This is a genomic window from Dermacoccus sp. PAMC28757, from assembly GCF_014302635.1.
GTDB classification, from domain to species: domain Bacteria; phylum Actinomycetota; class Actinomycetes; order Actinomycetales; family Dermatophilaceae; genus Dermacoccus; species Dermacoccus abyssi.
In genome coordinates, this window is record NZ_CP060292.1 from 1,770,184 (window position 1) to 1,785,452 (window position 15,269).

Annotated in this window: 17 protein-coding genes; 13 read left to right on the forward strand and 4 right to left on the reverse strand. The window is 67.6% G+C overall.

What is annotated here, in order from left to right:
• Positions 1-71 precede the first annotated feature (71 nt).
• A complete protein-coding gene (locus H7F30_RS08490) occupies positions 72-1,130 on the forward strand; it encodes an IS630 family transposase (RefSeq protein ID WP_187034570.1) in 1,059 nt (352 codons plus the stop codon).
• Positions 1,131-1,132: 2 nt separating this feature from the next.
• Here the strand turns inward: H7F30_RS08490 and H7F30_RS08495 are convergent, their stop codons facing one another.
• From H7F30_RS08495 to H7F30_RS08505, 3 genes are all read right to left on the reverse strand, one after another.
• Positions 1,133-1,729, reverse strand: a complete 597-nt coding sequence (locus H7F30_RS08495) for a cadmium resistance transporter (protein WP_006947316.1) — start codon at positions 1,727-1,729, stop codon at positions 1,133-1,135.
• Positions 1,726-2,085, reverse strand: a complete 360-nt coding sequence (locus H7F30_RS08500) for a helix-turn-helix transcriptional regulator (RefSeq protein WP_006947315.1) — start codon at positions 2,083-2,085, stop codon at positions 1,726-1,728. The genes H7F30_RS08495 and H7F30_RS08500 overlap by 4 nt, the downstream gene beginning before the upstream one ends.
• Positions 2,086-2,159: 74 nt before the next feature.
• Entirely contained in the window at positions 2,160-2,627 is a 468-nt protein-coding gene (locus tag H7F30_RS08505; protein ID WP_165357925.1) for a DUF3515 domain-containing protein, read from the reverse strand.
• 82 nt (positions 2,628-2,709) lie between these two features.
• Between H7F30_RS08505 and thiL the strand changes: the two genes are divergently transcribed.
• The 3 genes from thiL to H7F30_RS08520 all read left to right on the forward strand — a co-directional run bounded on the left by thiL (position 2,710) and on the right by H7F30_RS08520 (position 5,867).
• On the forward strand, positions 2,710-3,705 hold the full coding sequence (gene thiL / locus H7F30_RS08510) for a thiamine-phosphate kinase (protein WP_187034572.1): 996 nt from the start codon (positions 2,710-2,712) through the stop codon (positions 3,703-3,705).
• Between the two features lie 138 nt (positions 3,706-3,843).
• Positions 3,844-5,523 carry a sodium:solute symporter family protein gene (locus tag H7F30_RS08515; RefSeq protein ID WP_047311957.1) on the forward strand — a complete coding sequence of 560 codons (1,680 nt, stop codon included), beginning with the start codon at positions 3,844-3,846 and terminating at the stop codon, positions 5,521-5,523.
• Positions 5,524-5,534: 11 nt separating this feature from the next.
• A complete protein-coding gene (locus tag H7F30_RS08520; protein ID WP_187034574.1) occupies positions 5,535-5,867 on the forward strand; it encodes a hypothetical protein in 333 nt (110 codons plus the stop codon).
• 177 nt (positions 5,868-6,044) lie between these two features.
• Here H7F30_RS08520 and rpmB read toward each other — a convergent pair whose 3' ends face one another.
• Complete coding sequence (rpmB, locus tag H7F30_RS08525; protein WP_047311958.1) at positions 6,045-6,239, reverse strand: 50S ribosomal protein L28; 195 nt, start codon at positions 6,237-6,239, stop codon at positions 6,045-6,047.
• Positions 6,240-6,535: 296 nt separating this feature from the next.
• Here rpmB and H7F30_RS08530 point away from each other — a divergent pair, with 296 nt between their 5' ends.
• From H7F30_RS08530 to map, 9 genes are all read left to right on the forward strand, one after another.
• A complete protein-coding gene (locus tag H7F30_RS08530) occupies positions 6,536-7,981 on the forward strand; it encodes a DAK2 domain-containing protein (protein WP_187034576.1) in 1,446 nt (481 codons plus the stop codon).
• Positions 7,974-10,154 (forward strand): ATP-dependent DNA helicase RecG, encoded by a 2,181-nt coding sequence (locus H7F30_RS08535; RefSeq protein ID WP_187034578.1) that lies wholly within the window; start codon positions 7,974-7,976, stop codon positions 10,152-10,154. Before H7F30_RS08530 ends, H7F30_RS08535 begins: the two co-directional genes overlap by 8 nt.
• A complete protein-coding gene (gene rsmD, locus H7F30_RS08540) occupies positions 10,154-10,792 on the forward strand; it encodes a 16S rRNA (guanine(966)-N(2))-methyltransferase RsmD (protein ID WP_187034580.1) in 639 nt (212 codons plus the stop codon). Before H7F30_RS08535 ends, rsmD begins: the two co-directional genes overlap by 1 nt.
• Positions 10,792-11,277: a pantetheine-phosphate adenylyltransferase gene (coaD, locus tag H7F30_RS08545; protein ID WP_047311961.1), complete on the forward strand. Its 486-nt coding sequence runs from the start codon at positions 10,792-10,794 to the stop codon at positions 11,275-11,277. The genes rsmD and coaD overlap by 1 nt, the downstream gene beginning before the upstream one ends.
• A gap of 114 nt (positions 11,278-11,391) precedes the next feature.
• Positions 11,392-11,973, forward strand: a complete 582-nt coding sequence (locus tag H7F30_RS08550; RefSeq protein ID WP_187037943.1) for a DUF177 domain-containing protein — start codon at positions 11,392-11,394, stop codon at positions 11,971-11,973.
• A gap of 1 nt (position 11,974) precedes the next feature.
• A complete protein-coding gene (gene rpmF / locus H7F30_RS08555) occupies positions 11,975-12,169 on the forward strand; it encodes a 50S ribosomal protein L32 (protein WP_047311963.1) in 195 nt (64 codons plus the stop codon).
• A gap of 20 nt (positions 12,170-12,189) precedes the next feature.
• Positions 12,190-13,002, forward strand: a complete 813-nt coding sequence (gene rnc / locus H7F30_RS08560) for a ribonuclease III (RefSeq protein WP_187034582.1) — start codon at positions 12,190-12,192, stop codon at positions 13,000-13,002.
• Positions 12,995-13,867: a bifunctional DNA-formamidopyrimidine glycosylase/DNA-(apurinic or apyrimidinic site) lyase gene (gene mutM / locus H7F30_RS08565; protein WP_187034583.1), complete on the forward strand. Its 873-nt coding sequence runs from the start codon at positions 12,995-12,997 to the stop codon at positions 13,865-13,867. Before rnc ends, mutM begins: the two co-directional genes overlap by 8 nt.
• A gap of 633 nt (positions 13,868-14,500) precedes the next feature.
• A complete protein-coding gene (gene map / locus H7F30_RS08570) occupies positions 14,501-15,268 on the forward strand; it encodes a type I methionyl aminopeptidase (protein ID WP_187034585.1) in 768 nt (255 codons plus the stop codon).
• The last annotated feature ends 1 nt before the right edge of the window (position 15,269 follow it).

Below are 15,269 nucleotides of genomic sequence, written 5' to 3' on the forward strand. Positions count from 1 at the left end.
GCCTCGAAACCCGCAGAAGATCGCCTAGTGTCGCGCGTCATTAATTCGTTGACAGTATGGGATGATGGCATATGCCGTCACCTGTGCTGGAGATCAGCGAAGAGGACCGTGCGACCCTGACCTCGTGGACACGGTCACGGACGTTGCCGGCGGGACGTGCGCAGCGTGCGCGGATCGTGCTGGCCGTCGCGGCGGGGACGGGCACCTCGGCAGTGGCGCGGCATGTCGGGGTCTCGCGTCCGACTGTGATCAAGTGGCGTGACCGGTTCGCCGTCGACGGGCTCGCTGGCCTCGAGGACGAGGAGCGTTCGGGCCGACCGAAACGCATCGATGATGCCGTGATCATCGCCACCACGCTCGAGCCGCCACCGGCCAAACTCGGGGTGACGCATTGGTCCTCGCGGTTGCTGGGCAGGCACTTGGGGATCGGGGATGCCACCGTCGCCCGTGCCTGGCGCAAGTACGGGGTCAAGCCATGGCGGCGGGAGACGTTCAAGTTCTCCACAGACCCGGAGCTGGAGGCCAAGGTCCGCGACGTGGTCGGGCTGTACCTGAACCCACCGGAGAAGGCGGTCGTGCTGTGCGTGGATGAGAAGTCCCAGATCCAGGCCTTGAACCGGACCGCGCCGATCCTGCCGCTGCGACCAGGCTTGCCGGAGAAGGCGACCCACGACTACAAGCGCAATGGCACCACCACGCTGTTCGCCGCTCTCGAGGTAGCCACCGGTGCGGTGACCGACCAGTGCTACGACCGGCACGGTAAGGCCGAGTTCCTCGACTTCCTCAAGACGGTCGCCAGGGCTTACCCGCGCCGGGAGCTGCACGTGGTCCTGGACAACTACCACACCCACAAGCACGAGGACATCAAGCAGTGGCTGGCCAAGCACCCGCGGATCACGTTGCACTTCACCCCGACCAGCGGGTCGTGGCTCAACCTCGTCGAGGTTTTCTTCGGGATCATCACCCGACAGGCCATCCGCCGCGGCTCCTTCGACAGCGTCAAGCAACTCGTCACAGCGATCAGCACCTTCATCGACGGCTGGAACGAGCGCTGCCACCCATTCATCTGGGCCAAGACCGCCGAGGAAATCCTGCCCCACGCCACCCGTCAAACCAGTTCAGGCGCGTGACATCAGAGACCGAACGCGCCGCCGCCGACGAGGATTGCGACGCCCAGTCCGATCAGGACGATGGGGAAGAGGATGTGCTCCCGCCGTTCGAGGACCTCGGCGATGGGTCGACGCGTGGCGACGAACTTGGCGGTGGCCACCAGCACTGCCACGAGCACGAGGAAAACGATGCAGAAGGTGATGACAGCGGGAGTACTGATGTTGAGGAAGACCGGGACGTAAACGCCGATGTTGTCCCCACCGTTGGCGAAGGTGACGCCGGCGACGGTCGCCACGGCAACGCTCTTACCTGACACGGCGGCATCATCGTCGTCGCCCTCGCCGCGGTAGACCTCCCACGCAGCCCAGAGACCCAGCGCGAGGGGGATGAGCCCAAAGTAGGGAATCGCCTCCTCTGGCAGCGCCCACCCCGCCCCCAAGGTCACCACGAGTGCGGCGGCGAGGATCCCGACGAAGCCAAGGTATTGCCCGGCCAAGATCTTCGCGGTCGTCCCGGGGCGTCCGGCACCTCGGGCGAAGAAGAGCGAGAGCACGATGATGTCGTCGATGTTGGTCGCGATGAAGAGCCCGATCGCTTGGAGCAGCGCCGCGGCCGTCATGCGCCGGACCTGCCGTCGTGGCAACCAGGCACCTCGCAGGCGACGTCGAGGCAGGGGGCGTCCGCGTCGACGGCCAGCTTGACCTCGACCAGCTCGGTGAGCGCACGTGCGAGGTGGGGGTCAGCGATCTCGTAAAGGGCCTGGCGGCCCTCATGGGTGGCGACCACGATCCCGCAGTCCCGCAGGCAACCCAGGTGGTTCGACACATTCGAGCGCGTCAGGTCTAGCGCGTTGGCGAGCTCTGCCGGATGCGCGGGGCACGCCAGAAGCGACAGAAGGATCCGTGAACGCGTGGGGTCGGCCATCGCCCGGCCCAGACGCTGCATGGCGTCCAAGCGGGAAGCAAGAGTCAGCATGCACTGAACGATACAGTAACCGCTGAACTACAATCGCCCCACCCAACTCGTCAAACAAGTTCAGACGCGTGACACTAGGAGCAGCGCCGCTCGCCCTGGGCGATCTTCTTCGCTGCGGGCGCGAAAGCCGCGAGCGTGGAGGCATCGGCCTTCGACTCCTTCGGCACGAGCACCTCGATGGCCGGTTCTCGGCCGTAGGTGGTGTAGCGACGCCCGTCCGACAGGTCGGACTGCACCCAGTCGACGCCGTTCGCCTCGAAGCACGTCTCCGTGGTGGGTCCGGGAGGGGTGAGGCCACAGCGCGCGATGACGGACGACTCGGGCCGTTCGCCCCAGGCGCGCACCGCGTCGGACGGCGTGGTGACGGGGTACGGCTCGAAACCGGCCACCTTCGCCGGCCAGGCGCTCGAGGCCGCCTTGCACTGCGGGGTGTCCGCGCGATCCGCGGGCTTGGCCTCCACCGGAGGTAGCGAGCACGCGGCGAGCGCCCACACGGCTGACGAACCGGCGACGAAGAGGCTGAGGGAACGGAGCGTCGTCATGGTGGACAACGCTACCGGCGGTGGCTGCGCGCTGCCTGATGCGGCGCGGATGCGGTCTGTTCCGGCCTGCTTGAATGGGGCCGTGACGAACGTGTGGACGCCGAGAGTGGGCGGCGACGCCCCGACCGTCGACGACGTCGGTGAATTGGGCGTGCTGAGGTCCGTCCTCGCCGTGGTCGAACCCGCGGCGGCCGATGTCGGGCCCGGTGACGACGCCGCCGTCCTCACAACGAGCACCGGCCGCACCGTCGTCACGACGGATTCCATGGTGCTCGGCCTCGACTGGCGTGACGACTGGTCGTCGCCCCAGGACGTCGGGGTCAAGGTCATCGCGCAGAACCTCGCCGACGTCGTTGCGATGGGCGCGCGTCCGACCGGCGTCGTCGTCGCATTGGCCGCTGAGGGGGCCACTCGAGTCGACTGGCTCGTCGACCTCACGCGCGGTATGGCCGACGAACTGCGGCGTGCCGGGGTCGGTTCGTTCGGCGGCGACCTCTCGGGAGCGCCCGACGGCACGGTCGCCATCGCGGTCACGGCCCTCGGTGATCTGCCCGCGGGGCGCGAGCCGCTGCTGCGTGCCAACGCGCGAGTGGGGGAGTCGATCATCGTCTCCGACGTCCTCGGGCGAAGTCACGCCGGTCTGCTCGTATTGCTCGGCGAAGCCGCGCCCTCGGAAGGAGCCGGTACAGCGACTCAGGAATGCGTGGGGTGGCATCGTGCCCCGCGCCCGCGATACGCGGGTGACGAGGCTGCTGCTGCGGGGGTGCGCTGCGCGATGGACGTTTCCGACGGGCTGATGCTCGACGCCGCACGGATCGCGCGGGCGTCGAGCGTGCGCCTCGACTTCGACGGCGAAGCGCTCCGTGCGATGGCGCGCCCCCTCGAACCGGTGGTGGGGGATCGGGCACTCGAGTGTGTGCTCTCCGGCGGTGAGGAACACGCCCTGCTCGCGACAAGCCCGGAGGGGCGCGTTCCGGCGGGATGGCACGTCGTCGGCCGTGTCGAGGACGGCCGGGGCGTCACGCTCGACGGCGAGCCGGCGCAGGCGGAGGGCTGGACGCACTTCGGCGCTCGCTGACGAGCGAACCGCTCCGATTGTTGCGAACGTATTGCAATCCTCTATGATGAGCCCGTCTGCATGGCTCTGAAGGGGGCCGGGGGGCTACCGTCAGGCGGTCAAACAGAATCTTCAGACCGGGAGCCAGCCTTGCTGCCTATGGATACCTCCGCACTGCGTCTCGACGCAGGGCCGGTCGACTACGTGCTCATCGCGTTGTACTTCGTCTTCGTTCTCGGCATCGGCCTGTTGGCCCGCCGTCAGGTGAGTTCGAGCATCGACTTCTTCATGTCCGGCCGATCGTTGCCCGCCTGGGTCACCGGCCTCGCCTTCATCTCGGCCAACCTCGGTGCCGTCGAGATCATGGGTATGTCCGCGTCCGGTGCCCAGATGGGTATGCCGACGTTCCACTACTACTGGATCGGCGCGATCCCGGCCATGCTGTTCCTGGCCATCGTGATGATGCCGTTCTACTACGGCTCGGGCGTGCGCTCGGTGCCGGAGTTCATGAAGCGCCGCTTCGGTACGGGCGCCCACCTCGTCAACGCGATCTCGTTCGCGCTCGCGCAGGTGCTCATCGCCGGTGTGAACCTCTACCTGCTGGCGAAGATCGTCAACATGCTGCTCGGCTGGGACATGACCGTCTCGACGATCGTGGCCGCCGTCATCGTCCTCAGCTACATCACCCTCGGTGGCCTCTCCGCTGCCATCTACAACGAGGTGCTGCAGTTCTTCGTCATCGTCGCCGCACTGCTGCCGCTGACGCTCGCCGCCCTGCACAAGGTCGGCGGCTGGGGCGGCCTGCAGGACAAGATGCAGGCCGCAGGTACCGATGGTGAACTCGCCTCGTGGCCGGGTAACTCCCTGACCGGCTTCACGAGCTCGGTCTGGTCCGTCATCGGCATCGTGTTCGGTCTCGGCTTCGTGCTCTCCTTCGGTTACTGGACGACGAACTTCGTCGAGGTTCAGCGCGTCATGGCCTCCAAGGACATGAACTCGGCTCGCCGTGCTCCGATCATCGGCACCTTCCCGAAGATGTTCATCCCGTTCATCATCATCATCCCCGGCATCATCGCCGGTGTGCTCGTGCCGGAGATCGCCAAGGCCAAGGCCTCGGGTGGCAGCGCCGACTACAACAACGCGCTGCTGTACCTCATGAGTGACCTGCTGCCGAACGGTCTGTTGGGCGTGGCCATCGCCGGTATGCTCGCCGCCTTCATGGCAGGTATGGCCGCCAACATCTCGGCATTCAACACGGTCTTCAGCTACGACATCTGGCAGGAGTACGTCGTCAAGGAGCGTGACGACGCGTACTACATCCGCATCGGCCGCATCATGACGGTCGTCGCCACGGTGGTCGCGATCTTCACCTCGTTCCTCGCCGCCAGCTACGAGAACGCGATGAGCTACCTGCAGACGCTCTTCGGCTTCTTCAACGCGCCGCTGTTCGCCACGTTCATCCTCGGTATGTTCTGGAAGCGCATGACGGCCACGGCCGGTTGGGCCGGTCTCGTCTCCGGTACCGTCGGCGCGGTCATCGTCGCGGTGCTCTCCGAGGACGCTCTCGGCGGGCTGTCCGTCGGCGTCATCCCGATCGGTGGCCAGGGCGCCTCGTTCGTGGCTGCCGGTACGGCGTTCGTCGTCGACGTCCTCGTCAGCTACGTCGTGAGCCTCGCGACGCAGCCGAAGCCGGCGGAGTCGCTGCGCGGCCTCGTCTACAGCGAGACGCCGAAGGAGGACTTCGAGGAGGACACCACCACGAGCTGGTGGCAGTCGCCGACGAAGCTCGCCGGAATCTCGCTGGCCCTCGTCATCCTGCTCAACATCGTCTTCCACTGAGGGGTTGAACCATGAGTACTCCCACGAACGACAAGGCCGGAGCAGGCACCGCGAAGGCGGCCAACTCCGCGCGTCACCGCGCGGGCCTGTTCGACATCCGCAACATCATCGGTGCCCTCATGGGCATCTACGGCGTCATCCTCGTCGGGATGAGCTTCACGACGAGCGAGGCCGACCGGGCCAAGGCCGACGGCGCGAACCTCAACCTGTGGACCGGCGTCGGTCTGCTCGTCCTGGCGGCAGCGCTCATCGGCTGGGCAGTCACTCGCCCGATCGTCGTCGATGAGCGTGAGCTCGCCGAGGACAAGGCCGCCGCGGAGCACGAGCAGCCCAGCGCCCACTGAGGTACTGACTGCGAACGACTGAGCCGGGCGTCCCCCTGAAGGGGGCGCCCGGCTCACGCGTACCCGCCGATGGTGAGCGGTTACCGCGGGAGGGGTGCCGCGTTTTCACGGCAACATCGTGAAGGCGGGCAACAAAAAACCCGGCCGGAGCCGGGTTTCTTGACGCAAGTGCTGAGATCAGCGCTTGACCTTACCTGCCTTGAGGCAGGAGGTGCAGACGTTGAGACGCTTCGGGGTCACGCCAGCCTCGCCGACCATCGCGCGAACGCGCTGGATGTTCGGGTTCCAACGACGCTTGGTGCGGCGGTTGGAGTGCGAGATGTTGTGACCGAAGCCCGGTCCCTTGCCGCAGACGTCGCAGGTGGCAGCCACGGTTTCTCCTGAAGTCGATGAACGTTCTTGGGTTTCGCCCCGGCAGGCACGTCAGGACGACGGGCGACACGGAGGCAACCTGGGAAGCATAGCCGAGGCCCACCGGGCGGAGCAAAACGAGGCGAGTGGGTCCCTTCGGGCGCACGCGCGGGGCGTCAGCCGTCAGGTGGGCAGCGATTCACCCACGATTCCATTGTCGGTGCCTTGTGCCAGAGTAGGGGCGAACGAGCGGTTCGTGGGTGCCTCAGCCCACGCGTCGCCCGTGAGTCACGGATGAGCGAGGACGGAGGAGCGCCATGACGACGACGCTCACGTTGGCCTCCCTCGCCCGCGTCCTCGTCGCGGCCCGAGCAGAGCTTGCCGCGTCGGAGACGATCCTCAACTCCCTCAACGTCTACCCGGTGCCCGACGGCGACACGGGCACGAACATGCGCGCCACCCTCGAGGCCGGCCTTCGCGCAGTCGAAGAACTCGATCCGGGTGCGCGCACCGCTCGCTCCGACCTGCGCCAGGTGCTCGGTGCCATCACGCGTGAGGCTCAGGGCAACTCGGGGGTCATCCTCTCGGAGTACGTGCGGGGGTTCGTCGGAGCGCTCGGAGCGTTGCCCGTCGACCCCGACGGCGTGGACGAGGCCGTTGCCCTCGGGCTGGACGGCGACGCTCTCGCGCGGGCCCTGCACTCCGGCGCATCCTCGGCGAGAGGAGCCGTCGACAACCCCGTCGAGGGAACCATGCTCAGCGTCGCCGAAGCGGCGGCCGTCGCGGCGAGCCACGCTCGTTCCGAGGCCGTGCACTCCGGCGAGACGCCCCAGGTCGACGACGTGGCGCAGGCGGCGTTCGACGGCGCGAAGCTCGCCCTGTCCCGATCTCCGCAACAACTCGCCGTCCTCGCCGAGGCGGGGGTCGTCGACGCCGGCGGAGCCGGCCTCGCCATCGTGCTCGAGTGCCTCAGCCGTGTTGCGAGCGGACGCCACGGGCTTCCTCGTGCCAGCGAACGCTCCTGGCTGCCCCGCGCCGAGGCGCGAAGCGTCCGTTCGGAGGGCGGCTGTCAGGTGACGAGCGACGGTCCGGCCTTCGAAGTCATGGGCGTGATCGAGGGGCTCACGGACGAGGTGGCTGCCTCGTTGCGCTCGCGCCTCACCGAGGTCGGTGACAGCGTCGTCGTCGCCGGTGGAGACGGTATCCACCGCCTCCACGTGCACACCGACCTTCCGCTCGTCGCGGTCTCCCATGCCCGTGACGCGGGGTCCGTGAACAACATCGCGGTCACGCGCTTCGCCGGCGGCCTCGACACAGTCAGCGACGTCGTCGTCGTTGCCCAGGACGAGGCCGTGCAGCGCTATGCGCGCAGCCTCGGGGCCGCCGTCAGCGAGCGCATCGCCGAACCGGACAACGGGTCGACTCTCGTCCTCGCCGACCGGGGAACTCCCGGTGACGGAGCCCGCAGTCACAGTCTCGTCACACTGCTCGCGGGCCTTGACGCCGTTGCCACGGGCTTCGATGCCGATGAGGAGATCGAGGTACTGCAGGCGGGCACGTGGCGTGCCGCGCGAGATCTTGTGCGCAGCCATTTCGAGGGAGCCGAGGTCGTCACCGCCTGCATCGCGCCGGACGCCGAACCGGCCGCGGCAGAGCAGTTCGTCACCTTCCTGGAAGCCGAGGCCGAACGCGTCGGAGCGGAGCTCGACCTCCTGCGTCTGCGATCGGGCTTCCTCGTCCAACTCGGAGTGATCCATGAGTGAGGTAACGCTCGAGACACCGCTCGTCAAGGTGCTCGGCACGAGCGCGAAGAAACTCGCGAAGGCGCGCAACCTCGAGACGGTAGGCGACCTCCTTCACTACTTCCCGCGCCGCTACATCGACGCCCACGCCGGCAGCAGCTTCTCGGAGTTCGAACTCGGCGAGCACGTCGTTCTCACCGCCGAGGTGGCGGAGATGACGCAGCGGCGCATGAAGAACCGGCGCGGTTCCATGGCCAACGCCGTCATCGTCGACGACGCGGGCCAGCGCGCGCTCGTCACGTTCTTCAGTGCGCACCCGCACTACGGCATTCTTCGGCCGGGTAAGAGAGCCCTCTTCAGCGGTCAGCTGGGGCTCTACGGAAAGCAATTGCAGCTCACCCACCCGCAGTACTCGCTCATGGACGACGCTGACATGAGCATCTACGAGAACGGCCTCGTGCCGGTCTACAAACAGGTCGAGAAGATCACGAACCTCAGTCTGACGCTGTCGATCAAGCAGGTGCTCGACGCGGTCGGCACCTTGCCCGACCCGCTCGACGACGACCTGCGTGAGCGCATGGGCGTGCCCGATCTCACGCGTGCCATGCGCGCCGCGCACCTGCCGCGCACCATGGCGGACGTGGGCGCGGCGAAGAAGCGTTTCCGCTTCGACGAGGCGTTCATCACTCAACTCGTGCTCGCGCAGCGCCGGGCCAAGGCTCGCTCGGTACCCGCGACGCCTCGCGTCCCGCGCCCGGACGGTCTGCTCGCGCGCTTCGACCGCGCTCTCCCGTTCGAGCTGACGTCGGGGCAGGTCGAGGTCGGTGCCGCCATCGCCGACGACCTCGCGCGTGAGGTGCCCATGCACCGACTGCTCCAGGGTGAGGTCGGCTCGGGTAAGACGATCGTGGCGCTGCGGGCGATGCTCGCCGTCGTCGACTCCGGCGCACAGGCAGCCCTCCTCGCGCCCACGGAGGTGCTCGCGGCGCAACACGCCACGTCGATGCGCGCCATGCTGGGCGACCTCGCGCAACGCGGGCAACTCGGCGGGGACGCCGACGGCACGCGCGTCGCGCTCCTCACGGGATCGATGTCGACCTCGGCGCGCTCGCAGGCACTGCTCGATATCGTCTCCGGCGAGGCCGGCATCGTAATCGGAACCCATGCCCTGCTGCAGAAGCACGTCGATTTCGCCGATCTCGGGCTCGTGGTGGTGGACGAGCAGCATCGTTTCGGAGTCGAGCAGCGTTCCGCGCTGAACTCGAAGGCAGCCACGCCGCCGCACGTGCTCGTCATGACGGCCACGCCGATACCCCGCACCGTGGCGATGACGGCGTTCGGCGACCTCGACGTCTCTACCCTGCGGCAACTGCCGCGGGGGAGGGCACCCATCGTCAGCCACGTCGTGCAGGCGCAGAACCCGGCGTGGATGAACCGCGTGTGGGAGCGCATCGCCGAGGAGTGCCGCGCAGGCCGACAGGTCTACGTCGTGGCCGGTCGGATCGGTGACGCGCAGGACGGCTCCGGGGCAATGCTCGTCGACCCGGGCACGCCTGCCGATGACGGTGAGGCGCTACGTCCGGTCGGTGTCGTGGAGCTCATCGAGCAGATGCGTCACCTGCCGGCACTCGGAGGCGTCTCGATCGATCTCATGCACGGCCGGTTGCCGGCCGACGATAAGGACGCCGTCATGCGGCGATTCGCCGGGGGAGAGGTCGACGTTCTCGTGGCCACCACCGTCATCGAGGTGGGGGTCGACGTGCCCAACGCCTCGATGATCGTCATCGTCGACGCCGATCGCTTCGGCCTGTCCCAGCTGCACCAGCTCCGCGGCCGCGTGGGCCGAGGGGAGCACGGCGGTCTGTGCCTGCTCGTCACACGCTCCGAGTCCCCGGAGGCCCTCGAACGCCTCGGCCGCGTCGCGGGGACGACCGACGGATTCGCCATCGCCGACCTGGATCTAGAATTACGACGAGAGGGTGACGTGCTCGGCGCCGCGCAGAGTGGTCGCCGTACGTCCCTCGACTGGTTGGAACTGACAAAGGCGTCAGATCTCGAGGTCATCGCCAAGGCCCGCGACGAAGCCGTAGCGCTCGTCGAACAAGACCCGACGATGGCCGATCACCCCCTGCTGGCCCAGGCTGCGCGCGAGCGTGTCGACGACCAACAGGCCGAGTTCCTGGAGAGAGGCTAATGACGCGCATCATCGCCGGAAAAGCAGGCGGCAGGCGGCTCGACACGCCAGCGGGCGTGGGCACGAGGCCCACCGCGGATCGTGTGCGTGAAGCACTCTTCTCACGACTTGAGCACCTCGGCGCCATGCTCGGAGCCGACGTCCTCGACCTCTACGCAGGATCGGGCGCCCTCGGACTCGAGGCCTTCAGTCGTGGTGCCGCGTCCGTCACCTTCGTCGAGGCCAACCGCAGCGTCGCCACCGTCATCCGCGCCAACGTGCGCAACCTCGGTTTCTCGCCGGTACGCGTCGTGACGCAGGCCGTCGAGCGATTCCTCGACCAGCCCGCCACTGTGCAGGCCGCCCTGGTCCTCATGGACCCGCCGTACTCGGTCAGTGAGGAGCAGCTGCGTCAGGCCATCAACTCGCTCGTCGAGGGCGGCTGGCTCGCACCGCGCGCCCTGGTCGTCATCGAGCGTTCGTCGCGCTCGCCCGAACCCACGTGGCACGAGCGGCTCGCACCGTGGGAGCCGCGCGTCTACGGCGAGACGACGATGTGGTTCGCCGAGCTCAGCGAAGGCCCTGACCCTGACGACGTCGACGCCGTCGTCGCCACGCTGGACGAAGTCGTTCCCGCGGCCGCGACCGAGGAGAAGTGATGACCCGCTGTGTCTGCCCCGGATCGTTCGATCCCTTGACCCTCGGCCACCTCGACGTTGTCGAGCGCAGCGCGCGCCTGTTCGACGAGGTCGTGGTTGCCGTCCTCTACAACCCGGACAAGCAGGGCACGTTCACGGCCGACGAACGCGTCGGCCTCATCGAGAAGTCGGTCGCGCACCTAGCCAACGTGCGCGCCGAGGCTTTCGCCGATGAACTGCTCGTCGAGGTCTGTGCGCGCCTCGAGGCGCCGATCGTCGTCAAGGGCCTGCGGGGTGAGACCGACTTCAGCTACGAGTTGCCGATGGCCACGATGAACCGTTCGCTCTCGGGGCTCGAGACGCTGTTCCTGCCGGGAAACCCCGGCATGGATCACCTGTCGAGCTCGCTCATCAAGCAGGTGGCCACGCTCGGGGGAGACATCTCCGGCATGGTTCCCGAGGCCGTTCACGGCCCGCTTCTCGAGCGACTCGGCGTCGCCGGCTGAGGTCGGCCGGACGATTTGGGTGGGCGTCACGCGCTGGCGTAGACTTGCACGTCGGCCCACGCCATCGCTGTGGCCGAAGCGATCGAAGACACGACTCACGAAGACGGCAGGGTAATGAACCAGGTTGATTCGCGCCGACCTCTGGTGATTGACACCAGGGAACTCGGTCGCCGACCCGGTAATTCTCTGCGTCTGCATCGTGATGTCGCGACTCCGGCCGACTTCGGCACCGACGTCATCGGCATCGAAGAAGGTCAGCACATGGGGCTCGACCTGCGTCTCGAAGCCGTGATGGAGGGCGTCCTCATCACCGGTGAGGTCGAAGCGACGGCGACCGGCGCCTGCGTGCGGTGCCTGGACGACGTCAGCATTCCTGTTGACGTTCACTTTCAGGAACTGTTCGCTTACGCCGAGCGTGCCGCGCACCACCGTGAGGTGGCCGGCGGCGATGACGAGGACGAACTGCCCGAGCTCGACGGCGACGACGCCGATATCGAGCCCGTGCTGAGGGATGCGGTAGTGCCTTCACTGCCGTTCCAACCGGTGTGTCGCGAGGACTGCCCCGGGTTGTGTGCCGAATGCGGCGCCCGGCTCGCGGACGATCCTGACCACCACCACGAAGCTATCGACCCCCGCTGGTCGGCACTGGCCAACCTGGCCGACGCCGATCCGGCACACGACGAGAAGAGGAACTGACGTGGCTGTCCCCAAGCGGAAGATGTCGCGCGCCAACACCCGCTCGCGCCGAGCCAACTGGAAGGCGACGCCGGTCGCTCTGCAGGCGTGCCCGTCGTGTGGCGCGAACAAGCAGGCGCACATGGCGTGCCCGTCGTGCGGCACGTACAACGGCCGTCACTACGGCGCCGCGGAGCGCACCGAGCACCAGGCCTGACCGGCCTCACTCGCCAGACCGTGGGCAAGAAAAGCTCGAAGCGGTCGGCGGCTGACGCTACGCAGCGGCCCGTCGGCGATCTGGCCCGAGAACTCAGTGAGATCTCGGGTACGGACGTCGATGAGCCGCTGCTTCGTCGTGCCCTGACCCATCGCTCGTTCGCGTACGAGAACGGCGGAATCCCGCACAACGAACGCCAGGAGTTCCTCGGCGACGCCGTGCTGGGTCTCGTCGTCACCGAGACGCTCTTCGGCGACCACCCCGACGCTCCCGAGGGGCAGTTGGCCAAGCAGCGGGCCGCCGTCGTCAATTCGCGGGCCCTCGCAGAGGTGGCGCGTGAGCTCGACCTCGGCGATTATCTGCTGCTCGGACGCGGTGAACTCGCCACGGGCGGCCGGACGAAGGACTCGATCCTCGCTGACACGACAGAGGCCGTCATCGGCACTGTGTTCCTGTGTGGCGGCATCGAGGCCGGACGGCGGATCGTGCATCACCTCATCGACCCGTTGATGTCACGGACGGCCAGCCTCGGCGCGGCGCTCGACTGGAAGACGTCGTTGCAGGAGGCCACTGCGGCCGCCGGCCTCGGCGCGCCCGCGTACGTCGTCGAGGGCGAAGGCCCCGATCACGACAAGGTGTTCACCGCGAAGGTCGTCGTCGACGAGCGGGTGCTCGGCATCGGCACCGGGCGGAACAAGAAGAGCGCAGAGATGCTCGCCGCCGAGAACGCATGGGTGAGCCTGCGAGAGGAGGCGGCGAAGAACTCCGGCGTCCCGACGGCAGAGGCGGTAGCCGATGCCGAAGCGGACGTCTCGCCGCGTTCCGATGCCTGAGCTCCCCGAAGTCGAAGTCGTACGTCGAGGCCTGGCCGACCACGTGGTCGGCCAGGCCTTCGTCACGTCTCGGGTCACCGGAGCACGGGTCGCGCGCCGGCACGTGCCGGGCCCAGATCACTTGGCCGACGTCCTGCGCGGACGCCGTGTGGAGTCGGCCGAGCGGCGCGGCAAGTACCTGTGGCTGACGTTCGCGGGGGAGGGCGACGCCCTCGTCGTCCACCTCGGCATGAGTGGTCAGATTCTCGTCGAGGCGGCGGATGCGCCGATGGAGAAGCACGCGCACGCCGTGTTCGACCTCGACGGCGACGCATCTGACGCTGCGCCGATGCAGATGCGCTTCGTCGACCAGCGAACCTTCGGTGGGCTCTATCTCGACGAGCTGACGGTGGCGCACGGACGTGAGGTGCCGAGCACAATCGCGCACATCGCACCAGATCCGCTCGAGGACGCCTTCGACGCCGAAGCGGTCGCGCGTCTCATGCGACGCAAGGACGTCGCCGTCAAGCGCATGTTTCTCGACCAGGGTGTGGTGAGCGGTATCGGCAACATCTATGCCGACGAAGCGCTGTGGCGCTCGGGCGTTCACGGCAGGCGGCTGGGCTCGAAGGTGACGAAGCGTCAGTTGGTCGACCTGTTGACGGGAGCGCAGGACGTCATGCGCGAAGCGCTCGCCCAAGGGGGCACGAGCTTCGATGCGCTGTACGTCAATGTGAACGGCGCGAGCGGCTACTTCGACCGCTCCCTCGACGCCTACGGCCAGCAGGGCAAGCCGTGCCGGCGGTGCGGAACGCTCATCGTGCGCGAGCAGTTCATGAACCGCTCGTCACACTTCTGCCCGACCTGTCAGAAGCCGCCCCGCTGATCCCCGCGGACGCGGGGTGTAGCGGTCTGCCTCGACGTAGGGGCAGGGGTCAGTGAGCCGTTCGTGAACGGAACCAGCAGCACGCGTGCTTGCGCCGGAAACGTCCCGCCCGAGCGTCGTTGCGGGGGACGTGGAGAGTTCGGGCCGCTCGGGGAAGGACACAGGCGGCGCCTCGCCGCGTGAAGGCCCCAACTCGTGGCGAGCAACGCGGCGGCCACCGACGTTGATGCTGCGAGAGCGAGGAATGTGACGAGGAGCGATTCTGCATGCTTGGGGTGCCAGCCGGGGATGACCGAGCGCCCGAATGCGGCCTCGAGGGCACGGTGAATGCCGACAATCACGAGGATGGGGCCGGCGAGAACGAGTGTGAGCGCGAGCATCGTCGATCCGATGCAGTGGAGCCCACACGAAACTTGCCGCAGCGCGCCGCTGAGCAGCAGGCGGGGCCGCAACGAGTCATTATTGGGCATGCGTCCAATCACGGATTGGATTGTGGCGCAAGCCACCTCATTATGGCCAGCACCTTGGATTTGACCGGAGGAGGAGTCGTTTTCCGTCGACTTGGTCGCGTTCTCGTCCTGACAACGTCTGCCGGTGGCGGAGGCTGTCGTCGCTCTCCACTACCGTTGGATCGTGATCGAACTGCGAACGCCCCGTGAACTCGACGAGATGAAGCCTGCCGGTCGGCTCGTCGCCTCCGTCCTCACCGCTCTGCGTGAGGCCGCGGACGTGGGCGTCAATCTGCTCGAGCTCGACGCGCTCGCTCACCGCATGATCAAGGATGCCGGAGCCGAGTCGTGCTACATCGACTATCACCCGAGTTTCGGCGCGAGCCCCTTCGGCAAGGTGTTGTGCACGAGCGTCAACGAAGCGGTTCTTCACGGCCTGCCGCACGACTACACCCTCGCCGACGGCGACCTCCTTTCGGTCGACTTCGCAGCCTCGTTGGACGGCTGGGTGAGTGATTCCGCGCTCTCGGTCGTTGTGGGCACGCCGCGCGACGAAGATCTGCGTCTCATCGAGACGACCGAGCGCGCCCTTGCCGCCGGCATCGAACAGGCCCGCCCCGGCGGCAAGCTCGGTGATATCTCGGCTGCCATTGCGGACGTGTGTCACGGTGCGGGATACAGCGTCAACACGCAGTTCGGTGGCCACGGCGTCGGCCGCACCATGCACGGCGAGCCGCATGTGCCCAACGACGGGCGCGCGGGGCGTGGGCTCAAGCTGCGAGAGGGTCTCGTCATCGCCATTGAGCCGTGGCTCATGGCCGGCACTGATCAACTCGTTCAGGATGCCGACGGCTGGACGTTGCGCAGCGTCGACGGCTCCCGCGGCGCTCACAGCGAGCACACCGTCGCCGTGACGGGCGACGGCCCGCTCGTGCTCACGGCTCGTTCGTGAG